This window comes from Allgaiera indica, from assembly GCF_900106675.1.
Lineage (GTDB): Bacteria > Pseudomonadota > Alphaproteobacteria > Rhodobacterales > Rhodobacteraceae > Acidimangrovimonas > Acidimangrovimonas indica.
In genome coordinates this window covers 1-12,730 of sequence record NZ_FNOB01000041.1, presented here as the reverse complement: position 1 = coordinate 12,730, position 12,730 = coordinate 1, and the positions used below count along the sequence as shown (strand labels likewise).

Annotated in this window: 9 protein-coding genes and 4 pseudogenes; 7 read left to right on the top strand and 6 right to left on the bottom strand. The window is 62.7% G+C overall.

Translation table 11 applies throughout. The features are described from left to right. Window positions 1–412 precede the first annotated feature (412 nt). The 3 genes and pseudogenes from BLV97_RS19810 to BLV97_RS19800 all read right to left on the bottom strand — a co-directional run. Window positions 413–1,108, bottom strand: coding sequence for a DEAD/DEAH box helicase (locus BLV97_RS19810; protein ID WP_210184817.1), 696 nt, complete (start codon window positions 1,106–1,108; stop codon window positions 413–415). A gap of 98 nt (window positions 1,109–1,206) precedes the next feature. Beyond that, window positions 1,207–2,238, bottom strand: coding sequence for a ribosome small subunit-dependent GTPase A (gene rsgA, locus BLV97_RS19805; protein WP_035840770.1), 1,032 nt, complete (start codon window positions 2,236–2,238; stop codon window positions 1,207–1,209). A 71-nt stretch (window positions 2,239–2,309) separates the two neighbouring features. Continuing rightward, window positions 2,310–2,631: pseudogene (locus BLV97_RS19800) on the bottom strand (IS256 family transposase); the annotation flags it as partial. Window positions 2,632–2,923: 292 nt separating this feature from the next. On the opposite strand from BLV97_RS19800, the gene BLV97_RS19795 reads away from it, so the two are divergent. Next, window positions 2,924–3,829, top strand: coding sequence for an ice-binding family protein (locus BLV97_RS19795; RefSeq protein ID WP_051645962.1), 906 nt, complete (start codon window positions 2,924–2,926; stop codon window positions 3,827–3,829). 363 nt (window positions 3,830–4,192) lie between these two features. Continuing rightward, window positions 4,193–4,351, top strand: a complete 159-nt coding sequence (locus BLV97_RS21335) for a hypothetical protein (protein WP_160169167.1) — start codon at window positions 4,193–4,195, stop codon at window positions 4,349–4,351. Here BLV97_RS21335 and BLV97_RS19790 read toward each other — a convergent pair. Next, window positions 4,333–5,511 carry an ammonium transporter gene (locus tag BLV97_RS19790; RefSeq protein WP_092164215.1) on the bottom strand — a complete coding sequence of 393 codons (1,179 nt, stop codon included), beginning with the start codon at window positions 5,509–5,511 and terminating at the stop codon, window positions 4,333–4,335. The genes BLV97_RS21335 and BLV97_RS19790 overlap by 19 nt on opposite strands. 582 nt (window positions 5,512–6,093) lie before the next feature. On the opposite strand from BLV97_RS19790, the gene BLV97_RS19785 reads away from it, so the two are divergent. Together BLV97_RS19785 and BLV97_RS19780 are read left to right on the top strand one after the other, a co-directional pair. Further along, window positions 6,094–7,260, top strand: a complete 1,167-nt coding sequence (locus tag BLV97_RS19785; protein ID WP_035840783.1) for an iron-containing alcohol dehydrogenase — start codon at window positions 6,094–6,096, stop codon at window positions 7,258–7,260. A gap of 58 nt (window positions 7,261–7,318) precedes the next feature. Next, on the top strand, window positions 7,319–7,864 hold the full coding sequence (locus BLV97_RS19780) for an ISAs1 family transposase (RefSeq protein ID WP_308430853.1): 546 nt from the start codon (window positions 7,319–7,321) through the stop codon (window positions 7,862–7,864). Between the two features lie 41 nt (window positions 7,865–7,905). Here the strand turns inward: BLV97_RS19780 and BLV97_RS19775 are convergent, their stop codons facing one another. Further along, a complete protein-coding gene (locus tag BLV97_RS19775) occupies window positions 7,906–8,451 on the bottom strand; it encodes a YaeQ family protein (protein WP_035840785.1) in 546 nt (181 codons plus the stop codon). 125 nt (window positions 8,452–8,576) lie between these two features. On the opposite strand from BLV97_RS19775, the pseudogene istA reads away from it, so the two are divergent. The 3 genes and pseudogenes from istA to BLV97_RS19760 all read left to right on the top strand — a co-directional run. Further along, window positions 8,577–10,103 (top strand): annotated as a pseudogene (istA, locus tag BLV97_RS19770) (IS21 family transposase). Continuing rightward, the gene (istB, locus tag BLV97_RS19765; protein WP_035840788.1) at window positions 10,100–10,864 is read left to right on the top strand and encodes an IS21-like element helper ATPase IstB; all 765 of its coding nucleotides are present in this window, start codon (window positions 10,100–10,102) and stop codon (window positions 10,862–10,864) included. The pseudogene istA and the gene istB overlap by 4 nt, the downstream one beginning before the upstream one ends. A gap of 306 nt (window positions 10,865–11,170) precedes the next feature. Then, window positions 11,171–11,506: pseudogene (locus tag BLV97_RS19760) on the top strand (ABC transporter ATP-binding protein); the annotation flags it as partial. A 281-nt stretch (window positions 11,507–11,787) separates the two neighbouring features. Here the strand turns inward: BLV97_RS19760 and groEL are convergent. Then, window positions 11,788–12,636, bottom strand: a pseudogene (gene groEL, locus BLV97_RS19755) (chaperonin GroEL); the annotation flags it as partial. Window positions 12,637–12,730: the final 94 nt, after the last annotated feature.

Here is a 12,730-nt window from a genome sequence, read left to right as displayed (position 1 = left end):
GGTGGCCGCGATGACGGCCGGGCCTTACGGCCTGCGCAACGCCGCCGTGCCGGTCGACCTCGGCACCTTTCCGAGCCAGATCGCTTGGCACCCGCGCCTGCGCCGAGATCAGGGCCATGCCTGGCTGCGCGCGCTCATCGCAAATGTCGTCAGCAAGTTCAATTCGCCGGGCTGAAGGGGCGCGACACCATCGAATTTCGTCTATAATTTCGCATTCTACGTGGCCCACACCCGTGAAATCGCTGCCCACGATCGCGCGAAACGTGTGCCCACGCTGCCGCGAAATCAGCGCCCATCTTCCGCGAAATATACAAGTTCCGGGAACCCTCAGACAAGCTGATGCAGATATTGGCCGCCGCCACGTAGCGTTCTTGACCGCTCGGGCAACTGGCGTCCCGTGTTCTGCGGAGAGTTACTCCATCACATAACCGAGCCCCCGATAACCCGAACGTCGCTTGGCCGCCATCCTGGCAATGACCGGGACTGAACTGTCGACATAATCAACCACCAGCACGTCTTTCTTTTTGTCATGCCGCCGATGCAACCTGACCACATATTGCGCCAACGTGCCTTTCCAGGCGATTGGCATCGTCAGGAACAGGGCATCGAGCCGGGCGTCATCGAAACCCTCGCCGATATAGCGCCCTGTCGCGAGGATCAGCCGTTCCTTATCATCGGCAACATTCAACGCCGCATGCGCGACCTTCCGGTCTTTGGCAGACATGCCGCCACGGAGCACCACGATGTTCTTGGCGAACCTAGAGAACCGCTGCTGAAGGTATTCGAGATGATCTTTCCGCTCGGTCAGCACGATCGGCGAGCGTTTGGCCTCCAGTGATTTCAACACGTCGTCAACCGCGCCTTTGCGAACCAGGCTCTGGATCAGCGCCACGTCGACCACACCGGTGGGTTTGCGCTTTCCGGCACCGATGGTGCCGACTTGCTTCGGGTCGATCTGCAGAAATGACCCAAGGCGCTCGACCCACTGGCTTAGCAGTTCCCGGCGGGGAACCAGCACCAGCGTGTTGCGCGCACGGTGCGCGATCAGCGCCGAGGCCACAACCGCGCTGCCACTCTCGCCGAGTGGCGTGGCCTTTGCGCCGGGCAAGGGGCAAGCATGTAGCCCTAGCTTGGAGCGACTTTCACCACTTTGACAAAGCCGAAGGGTGTCCTCCGACCTACTGTGCTGCGTGAACGCCAACTACCTCAACGCCGCTTTCTGCGGCCCAGGATCTTGTTGCCTCGGGGGCCGGATTGCACGGGGGTGTTGGTGTGGTTTTCTTTCAGCAGTTTGCGCCACCGATCAAGGCGCGCAGGGTCCAGCGTTCCGGCCCTGATCGCCGCCTGAACCGCACAGCCCGGCTCGTGCGCATGGGTGCAATCGCGAAAGCGGCAGTGGGGCGCAAGCTCGGTGATCTCTGCGAACAGCGTCTCCAGCCCGGCGGCGACATCGCTGACATGCAGCGTTCGCATCCCCGGCGTGTCGATCACCCAGCCGCCGCCAGCAATGGCATGCAGCGAGCGCGACGTCGTTGTGTGGCGTCCCTTGGCGTCGCCCTCTCGAATGCCGCCGGTCGGCTGCGCGTCCTCCCGCGACTTCGCAGCAAGCGTGTTCAGCAGCGTCGATTTTCCCACTCCGGAGGACCCGACCAACGCGACGGTCTGCCCCAAACCGCACCATGGCGCCAAAACCGTCGCCGCGTCCGGTGCTTTCGCATTCAACGTGACCACGGTCAGCCCGCGCTGCAGCGCCGCCGCCTCTTGCTGATACCGTGCCGCATCCGCGACCTGATCGACCTTCGTCAACACGATCACCGAGTTTGTCCCGGCCTCGTTTGCGAGCGCCAGATAGCGCTCAAGCCGGGCGGGATTGAAATCGTCGTTGCACGAGGTCACGATGAAAAGCGTGTCGACGTTTGCCGCAATAAGTTGCTGGGTGCGGGCGCCCTCGGTCCGGCGCTGCAGCAGGGCCTTACGCTCCAGACGACGCCGGAACATGTGCGTCTCGGCGTCGGCCAAAACCCAATCCCCTACGGCAAAATCCGTTGTATTGGCGTGGATGGGCAGGTTGATCCGCACTGGACCGGCCTCAGATTCAGCGGTCAGCCGCGACCGGTGCACCGTCGCGATGCGCAGGCGGGCAAAGCCGGTTTCGTCGGGTTCCAATTGGTCGCCAAAGAACGCGGACCAACCGAGCGCGGTCAATGACAGGGGGGGCTGATTGAATGACTGTGTCACTGGGGCATAGGTGGCCTTGGCACCGGGTGGATGCAAGCCTTCCTTTTCTGATCCGTTTCACTCATGTTGAAAAGCAATACCTTCTGCCCGTCCCGGCGGATGCTGATCGGCGGCGAGACCGCCGAGATGTTCGTAGCTTTCCAGTCAAGCCGGGTCTTGATCACCCGTGCCGTCCAGAATGAGACGAACGATGTCTTCGTCCACGAGGCTGTGGGCGCACCATGCATCCCAGTCGACCTTCCCCTTGCGCCAGGCCCGGCTGACCCCTCGCCATCGGGCTCGGACCGATGGCGCGACCTTGCCGACAGCGCCTTCGAACAGGCCGGTGAGCGCCCGCTTCACCCGCCAAGTATTGGTATCGGCGAAATATACCGCCGCAATCAGCGCCTTGGCTACTTCCATGACCGTGGGAGCAGCGGGGATCAGCTCCGCCCACCGTGCTGAGCCTGCTGCGGTTCAGCGAAGTGGTCGTCGGATCTCGCGAAGAAGACGCGCGTATTGGGTTCCCTTGGATGCCCTCCACGAGGACCCGAGCACCAGACGCTTCACGACATTGATCCATGATAGTTTTCCGCGTCAACAATGCGCTAGTATTGTTTCTGCGGCGCTACCAGTTTGACTGTCAAGCCGACATGAAAGTTATTGAATCAGCTCATTTTCCTTTTCAACGGGAGTGGAAATTATCATGCCGCGCTTGAAATCCCAGAAAGTCGCTCTTTCATTCCTCGCCGCCCTCGCCTGCACGCCGCTGGCGGCCCTCGCCAGTACGATCATGGGTGCGGATCTGTCGAGCTTTACCGTGCTGGGCGCCTCGACCGTCACCAACGCCCCCACAAGCACCATCCGCGGGAATGTTGGCGTCTGGCCCGGTACGTCGCTCACCGGTTTCACCAGCGTATCCAACTCCGCCGTCTCCGACCCTCAGGTGACCGATGGGCTGGTTCACTCGGCTACTGCGCTTGCGGAAACGGCGCAGGGTCAGCTCACGGCTTCGCGGAACGATCTCGCCTCGCTGGGCGGCGGCACCGTGCTGGCTGCAAATCTGGCCGGCCTGACGCTTTCGCCGGGCGTTTATACGGTTCCTGCTGGAACGACAAATCTCTCAGGCACGCTGACCCTCGACGGCGGCGGCAACGCTAACGCCGCCTGGGTGTTCCAGATGCCCAGTACGCTGATCACCTCGCCCGACGCTGTGGTGAACATGATCGGAACCGGCACGGGCGCCGGGCTTTTCTGGAATGTCGGAAGCTCTGCGACCCTCGACACAAACACGATGTTCTTGGGAAACATTCTCGCCTACTCCTCGATCACCGCGAATACTCGCGCGAGCAATAGCTGCGGCCGACTTCTCGCCGGCACCGGCGCGGTGACGCTGGACCAGAACGGCCTCTCGGGAGTTTGTGGCGGTCTCCTCTCGGGCACCCACGGTCTGAACGGCGGTTTCGACGTCACGGTCGATGGCAGCACACGTAAGGTGGCGTTTTTGAAGTCTGCGCCCATTGCGGCAGTGCCCCTTCCCGGCTCCTTCGGACTTCTGGGGCTTGGGCTTGTTTTCCTGTTCGCAGTTCGCCGCAAGCGCGCGACAGCCTGAAAACAGCACGGTCGCCGCCCCTCAGGGCTGGCGGTTTCTGCAACACCGGCGCGGCGGCGTTGCCGAGCAGCCTGCCCGAGGCCGACCCGCCGCAGTCCTCGCTCGGGAATCAGACGCCGCTCGAAGCGCGCCCGGCGCGCTGGACCAGAACGGCCGACCCGACGACCAATCTCAAACCCGCTGACTCTCGTTATGAACAACAAACCCAAGGTCGGCAGGTCGCGCAGGATAGCTGCCTGGCTGAACCTGGACATGAACTCTCGAACCTTGGCCCGTTTCCCCGGCTCCTCGTCGCTCGCGTCAGAGCGCAAAGCGCCTCGGATCTCGGCAAGTGTCGATGCGGGTGCGGCGTCAAACAGACCCGTGCGTAAGGCGCGTTATACCGCGCCGCCGGGCACGGGCCTGGGGCGGACCGCCAGCGCCGCCTACCGCGTGAACCCCGACAACGTGGCCGGGCAGGCCGGGGTGGAGGCGAGGCTGGCACTGCGTGCCACCTTCTTGCGTCAGGAATTCAGCTCATAGCCCCGTTCACCATGGACCGAAAGGTCAAGGCCGTTGGTCTCGGTCTCGGCATCGACGCGCAGCGAGGTGAACGCCGCCGCGATCCGGGCCAGCACATAGGTCGCGACCAGCGTGTAGACGCCGACGATCAGCAGGGTGCCGGCCTGCGCGGTCCAGCTGCCCTTGCCCAGCACGGCGATCATCAGCGTACCGAAGATCCCGCCCAGCCCATGCACGGCGAAGACGTCGAGCGTGTCGTCGATCCGGCTGTGGTTCTTGAACAACAGCACCGCCTCCTGACACAGGATGCCGGCCGCCGCGCCGATCAGCAGGGCGCCTGCGGGCCCCACATAGCCCGCCGCCGGGGTGATCGAGGCCAGCCCCGCGATCGTGCCGGTGACCAGGCTGACCAGCGAGGAACGGCCGAACTTGATCCGCTCCCACAGCGCCCAGGACAGCGAGGCGGCGGCGGCCGAGATATGGGTCACCGCGATCGCCATCGCGGCGGTGCCATTGGCGGCCAGCGCCGAGCCGCCGTTGAATCCGAACCAGCCCACCCACAGCATCCCCGCGCCGATCGCGACATAGCCGGGGTTGTGCGGCGGCGTGTGGCGGTTGCGGCGCGGCCCCAGCATCGCCGCGATGACCAGCGCCGCCAGCCCCGCGGTTTCATGCACCACCACGCCACCGGCGAAATCCTTCACGCCAAGGGCGCCGAAGATGCCGCCGTCGGACAGGAAGCCACCGCCCCAGATCCAATGCGCGACCGGGGCATAGACCCCCAGCATCCACAGCCCCGAGAACAGCAGCACGAAGCCAAAGCCCACGCGTTCCACATAGGCGCCAACGATCAGCGCCGGGGTGATGATCGCAAAGGTCATCTGGAAGGCGAAGAAAGCGATCTCGGGGATCGAGCCGTGCAGCGTGGCCGGCGTGACGCCGATCAGCATCACCCGCCCCAGTCCGCCCCACAGCGCCCCGGCGCCACCGAAGGCGATGGAATAGCCCAGGATCAGCCAAAGGAGGCTCATCAGCGCGGCGAGGGCGAAGCAATGCATGAAGACGCTCAGGACATTGCGGGCACGCACCAGGCCGCCGTAAAACAAGGCAAGTCCCGGCAGGGTCATGAACAGAACCAGCGCCGTCGCGCTTAAAACCCAGGCTGTATCGGCGGCGTTCATGGCCTCTCCTCGTGCGGAATCCTCAGTCGCGGATCAGAAAGCGACTTGGAGGTGCTGAGAAAAGTGGCGTCCGTGCAAAATCGCGCACAATTTGGGTGCGATGTGCATATAGCCTAAATAATGGGCTGTTTTTGGGGCGAAAGTCGATTTCTTGATCTGATTGGGGGCGGCGATGGCTGCGTGACGGGGGCCTGTGTCGTAGGCCCCATCGGCCGTCACTCTTTCGATGGGCTGGTCATCGAAGGGTCGGCATTGTGAAGATCGACTACCATCTGGGCGGAATCGCGGCCGCCGGTCCCCCTAGAGGATACACCCCCGGTGAGCGGGCCTGTGAAACCGAGCTCAACCATGGGCTTGGCGGCTGCCGCTCCGGCCAGAAGGGTTCCGCAGCGCGCTACCCAGCCGCCGGCAGAGGCGCTCAGCGTCATTCGTGTCCTCTGGGTGTCAACGCCACCGATCTTTTAGGTCCGCATCCGTCCTTGCCTATGGATGCCCGCCTTGTTGACGGGCTATGGATCGCGAAAGCGGCCAAGCCTCACAGATCGGCAGATGCAACCTCTCTTCACCTCAAGGACAAGATCCATGACTGACGGCACCAAAGCCTTTTCCTTCGATACGCCCGGCTCCATGCTGATGGAATGGGGCGGCGCAAGGCGTCTGGGGGCGCTTCTCGGCGCGTGGTTTTCCGAACGCAACCTGCTGATCGTGACAGACAAATTCCTGCATGAAACCAATGTAATCGAGCCCGCCAAGGCCTCGCTGGAAGCGCATGGTTTCCAGGTGACGGTGTTTGACGACGTGGTGGCCGATCCGCCGGAGGCCGTATTGATGGCCTGTGTCGACTGCGCAAAGGCTGCCGGTGCGGATATCGTGGTGGGGCTGGGCGGTGGCTCCTCCATGGATATCGCCAAGCTTGCCGCCGTCATGTTGGCCTCGGATCAACCGCTTGCCGAGCTTTATGGAATTGGCAAGGTGGAGGGGAAACGCACCCCGCTGGTTCAAATTCCGACCACCGCAGGCACGGGATCAGAGGTGACAAACATCACCATCCTGACCACGGGCGAAACCACCAAGATGGGCATCGTCGCGCATCAGCTATATGCCGACCGCGTCCTGCTGGATGCCGAGCTCACAATCGGACTTCCCCCCCTCCAGACCGCCGCGACAGGCATCGACGCGATGGTCCACGCGATCGAAGCCTTCACCAGCCAGCACAAGAAGAACCCGCTGTCGGACCTGTTCGCCAAAGAAGCGCTGCGCTTGATGAGCGCAAACCTTGTCGCGGCCTGCGAGGACGGCAGCAACCGCCAGGCGCGCGAGGCAATGTTGCTGGGGGCCAACCTGGCGGGACAGGCATTCTCGAACAGCCCTGTGGGCGCAGTCCACGCGCTTGCCTATCCTTTGGGCGGGCATTTCCACCTGCCCCACGGCCTGACCAACGCCCTGATGCTGGGCCCGGTCCTGCGCTACAATATGCGCGCCGCCGCGCCGCTTTATGCGGAACTCGCCGATGTGGTCCTGCCCCCGTCCGACGAGGGCATTCAGGGCCGATCCGCCGCATTTGTCGCCTATATTGAGGATCTGATGGACCGTTCAGGTGCCCCCCGCCGCCTGCGCGACTGCAATGTGACCAAGGACAGCCTTCCGATACTGGCCCGCGACGCAATGCTGCAGACCCGACTTCTCATCAACAACCCTGTCGCAGTCACGCAGGACGATGCGCTCGCGCTCTATCAGGAGGCCTTCTAACCCCGGTAATTGCGTAAGACACGTCACAAACGACGTCGTTATGCACGTGTCTTAGGCCATCACGCCGACCTCCGGCAGGCGGTTACAATCGGGCGCTTACCTTCTGTCCGATGCGCGCTGCTGTTTCACCGCGCCTGAGGACCTGCGTCACCAAGCCGTCACCGAGGAGGCCGGACATGGCCGCAAGGAGACGCAAAAAGCAGTTGTCGTCTCTGCCAAGGCATTGGGAGAATACCATGATTTCCCGGAGCTCAAGGGGTTCGGCCGGATCGAGAGGACGCGGGAAGTGGAGGGAAAGGCAACCTCCGAGACGCGCTTCTTCGCGCTTTCCTGGATGCCCACCCCGGAGACGCTGCTCACCACGGTCCGCGATCATTGGGCCATCGAAAACGCCCTGCATTGGCAGTTGGACGTTTCCTTCCGTGAGGACGCTGCGCGCAACCGGAAGGACAACGGCCCGGGAAACATCGCTGTCCTGCGCCGCCGCGCACTCGACGTGGTGCGACGCGATCCCTCGAAGATGTCACTCTCTATGAAACTCAAGCGCGCGGGCTGGGACGATAAGTTCCTACGACAACTTATCAACAACATATCAGTTACTTAGGCCAAAAGCGATTGCCCTTCTGTGCCGGGGAGCTCCTGTAATTACGCGACACTCTTCCATTTTAGCGGGGTAACGTAAACGATGCTATCACCAGCACTGACCATCAAATCGCCGTCCTGAATATTAATCTGGAGCCTCATCGCGCGGCTTGCCAGTTTTGCCAGTTCGCCAGTGTCTTTCTCGGAAAAATTTGTCACTTGAAGGTTCTCAAAACGGGTGGTGCTATTTTTGATCTTATCCCACCACATCTCGGCTGTCCTGCCGCCGTAAGGATAGACAACCACCTTGTCAGCTTTGCTACAGGATTGACGCATCACCTTCTCGCTGGGAAGCCCTAAGGCCACCCACACATCAAGCTCTCCGCTGAGGCTCTTCTGCCAAATATCGGGTTCGCCATCCGTTGAAATGCCCTTCGTCATTTCCAAATTCTCATGGGCATTTAGCGCAAAAGCGACAATGCGCACCATCAGCCGTTCAACCGTCTCCGATGGATGCTTCGCAACGGTCAGTTTATGGGTCTCATAATAGTGGCGATCCATGTCGGAGACTGAAAGCTCAACTTTGTAAATGGTGGCATTTTGCGCCATGATCTGTTGAGAACGGCGGTGCAAAAGTCGGCCACGGTAGCGGCGGGATGAGCCTGCTGCGGGCGGCGTAAAAGTCGTCCACTTTTGCCCTTTCTGGCGACAGGGAGGGCGGGAGGATTTTCACCGTGGATTTGTATCGGAAGGTTCGGCTGGCCTGTGCTGAGGGGATGAGCCAGCGAGAAGCGGCGCGGCATTTCAACATCTCGCGCGACAGCGTTGCCAAGATGATGGCGTTCTCGGTCCCGCCCGGATATCGGCGGACGGCACCGGTCAAGCGGCCGAAGCTGGATGCCTTCACCGGGATTATCGACGGCTGGCTGGAGGGTGATCGCGAGGTCCATCGCAAGCAGCGGCACACGGCGAAGCGGGTGTTCGAGCGGCTGCGTGATGAGCACGGCTTCACCGGCGGCTACACGATCGTGAAGGATTACATGCGGCAGCGCGAACGGCGCGGCCGCGAGATGTTCGTGCCGCTGGCGCATCCGCCCGGTCATGCCCAGGCCGACTTCGGCGAGGCGGTGGTCGTCATCGGCGGCGTCGAGCAGAAGGCGCATTTCTTCGTCATGGACCTGCCGCACAGCGATGCCTGCTTTGTCCGTGCTTATCCTGCGGCGACAGCGGAAGCCTGGGTTGATGGCCACGTCCACGCCTTCGCGTTCTTCGGCAAGGCGCCGGTGTCGGTCCTCTACGACAACGACCGCTGTCTGGTTGCGAAGATTCTTCCTGATGGAACGCGTCAGCGGGCCACGCTCTTCAGCGGGTTCCTGTCGCATTACCTGTTCCGTGATCGCTACGGGCGGCCCGGCAAGGGCAATGAGTGAGCCATTGAAGGCGCCATTGGTTCGAGCCCAATGGCGAACGGCAACGCGGAGGGGTTGGTCGGTTACTCCCGCCGCAACTTCATGGTGCCGATCCCGCGGTTTGCGACCTGGGACGCGTTCAACGCCTACCTGGAGGAGCAGTGCCACAGGCGTCAGGCGGATGTCCTGCGGGGCCAGTCCGAGACGATCGGCGAACGGCTCACGCGGGATCTGGCCGCGATGGCCGACCTGCCGGCCGCGCCGTTCGATGCCTGCGATCAGACAACCGGACGGGTCAGCTCCCAGGCCTTGGTGCGCTACAAGACCAACGATTACTCGGTGCCAGTGGCCTATGGTCATCGCGACGTCTGGATCCGGGGCTATGTCGATGCGGTCGTGATAGGCTGCGGTGGCGAGATTATCGCCCGTCATCCGCGCTGCTACGACCGAGAGGACATGGTCTTCGATCCGGTGCATTACCTTCCGCTCATCGAGCGCAAGATCAATGCCCTGGATCAGGCGGCGCCCCTGGCTGAATGGGACCTGCCGCCGGAGTTCGCGACCCTGCGCCGCCTGATGGAAGCGCGGATGATCAAGGCCGGACGCCGCGAGTATGTCCAGGTTCTGCGCCTTCTGGAGACTTTCGGCATCGACGACCTGCACGCGGCGGTAAAGAAGGCGCTGCAACTGGGCGCGGTCGGCTTCGATGCCGTCAAGCACCTCGTCCTCTGCCACGTCGAGAAGCGGCCGCCGAAGCTGGACCTCGACATCTATCCCTACCTGCCGCGCGCGAACGTAGAGACGACCTCGGCCGCCAGCTACATGGCTCTGATGGCAGAGGTTGCGGAATGACCTTAGCCCCGAAGATCCTGCTCGCGGATCATCTCAAGACGCTGAAGCTGCCCACCTTCCTGCGGGAATACGACAAGCTCGCCCGCCAATGTGCCGCCGAGGGGCTGGATCATGTCCAGTTCCTGGCGCGTCTGGTCGAGCTGGAGCTAATCGACCGCGAGCGCAGGATGATCGAGCGTCGCATCAAGGCCGCGAAGTTCCCGGCCACCAAGAGCCTGGACAGCTTCGACTTCAAGGCGATCCCGAAGCTGAACAAGATGCAGGTGCTGGAACTGGCTCGCTGTGAATGGATCGACCGCCGCGAGAACGTCATCGCGCTCGGCCCCAGCGGCACGGGCAAAACGCACATCTCTCTGGGGCTCGGGCTCGCCGCCTGCCAGAAGGGCATGTCGGTCAGCTTCGTCACCGCCGCCGCGCTGGTCAACGAGCTGATGGAGGCCCGCGACGAACGCCGTCTGCTCCGCCTGCAAAAACAGTTGGCTGGCGTCAAGTTGCTCATCATTGACGAATTGGGCTTCGTGCCTTTGTCGAAGACCGGCGCCGAGCTCTTGTTCGAACTGATCTCGCAGCGATATGAGCGCGGTTCCACGATGATCACCAGCAATCTGCCATTCGACGAATGGACAGAAACCTTCGGCACCGAACGCCTGACCGGCGCATTGCTTGATCGGCTGACCCACCACGTCAACATTCTGGAGATGAACGGCGATAGCTATCGGCTCGGACAAAGCCGCGCCCGAAAGGCCCAAGCCGCCACCTGATCACCTGTTGCGGAATTGGCCCTGCGGGCCAATGCGCCATGGCACGCGCCAGCTATCTGAAGAGCGCGCGCGCCATGGCGCTTGGCACCCCGCCACTGGCCTGGTTTTGCGCCGCCGCGTGGCCGGTTTTTACTCCGCCGTTGACATCTGTCCCAAAACCTCAAAGATTTGGATCTTTACGGGATCTGGCGACCTTATGAAAGCAGATATAAAGGCCGCTACTATTGAGATCGAAGTGCCGCGCCTGCGAAGGGCGGCTTCCGGTCGGCAGCCTCTGATGCAAGCCCCTCCATCATCCGTGCGAAGAACCTGATGATGGAGCTGCAGGCCGACCTCGGGCTGTCGTTCCTGTTCATCAGCCACGACATGGCGGTGGTTGAGCGCGTCTCGCATCATGTGGCGGTGATGTATATGGGCCGGATCGTCGAAATCGGAACCCGCAGGGCAGTTTTCGAGGATCCCCAACATCCCTATACCCGCAAGCTGATGGCGGCGGTTCCGCTGCCCGATCCGCGCAACCGCCGCCCGCATGAGGACCGCCGTGCGCGCATCTTGCCATCGGCGACCTTTCCGGTCGGCCACTCGCCGGCCCCCTCGGTCTACAAGGATCTGGGCGACGGGCATTTCGTCATCTTGGACTGATGCGGCGCGGGAAGGGTGCAGCCCTTGTCCGGATCGGTTCGGCTGATGCCCGCCCGCTCGTTGCGCTCCGGCGCCCTCCTGCACCTCCGCCGCGGGCCCAGCCCGTTAGGGCTGGACCTTGGCCAGAAAGGGCGGGTTCGCAGCGTCTTACCCATGCGTGCGTCCGAAGCTGCCAAGAAATCCTTGCTTAACACATTGATTTCAAAGCACGCTCAGACGCACGCAACAGTGCCGGCAGATTTGGGCGAATAAGCCGGTTCGTGGCGGATCCCCGGGGGGTGCTACATCATCGAGTCCATACCCGCCATGTCGGAGCTGCTGCCAGATCCGTGCTTCGCGGGCTTGTCGGCGATCATGACTTCCGTGGTGATGATCAGGCCAGCGATGGAAGCGGCGTTCTCAAGGGCGATGCGGACCACCTTGGTCGGGTCGATGATGCCCGCCGCAAGCATGTCACCATAGACTTCGGTCTGCGCGTCAAAGCCGAAGCTGCGGTTGTCGTTCTCGAGCACCCTGCCCACGACCACCGAGCCGTCGACCCCGGCATTCTCGGCGATCCGCCGCAGCGGCGCCTGCAACGCACGGCGGACGATCCGGATACCGGTGTCCTGATCGTCGTTCTCGCCGGTCAGCGACGCCAGCGCCTTGCCGGCATGGATCAAGGCCACGCCGCCACCGGGCACGACACCCTCCTGGACTGCGGCCCGGGTCGCGTTCAGCGCGTCGTCGACGCGGTCCTTGCGCTCCTTGACCTCGATCTCGGTGGCACCGCCGACGCGGATCACCGCAATGCCGCCGGCAAGCTTGGCCAGCCGTTCCTGCAGCTTCTCCTTGTCATAATCCGAGTCCGTGTCGGCGATCTGTGCACGGATCTGCCCGACCCGAGAGGCGATCGCCGCCTTCTCGCCGTCGCCGTCGATGATCGTGGTATCTTCCTTCGAGATCAGGACCTTGCGGGCGCTGCCCAGCATGTCCAGCGTGACATTCTCAAGCTTCACACCCAGATCGGGCGAGATCACCTGACCGCCGGTGATGATGGCGATATCCTCCATCATCGCCTTGCGGCGATCGCCGAAGCCCGGCGCCTTGACCGCAGCGACCTTCAGCCCGCCGCGCAGCTTGTTGACCACCGGTATTTGTCAAAGTAGTTGTCGCGTGCTCGTAGTTTTAAGCTGCGTTTTCGACGGGCTTTGCCATGGGGCCTCCTTCGCCAGCTTTGTTGAT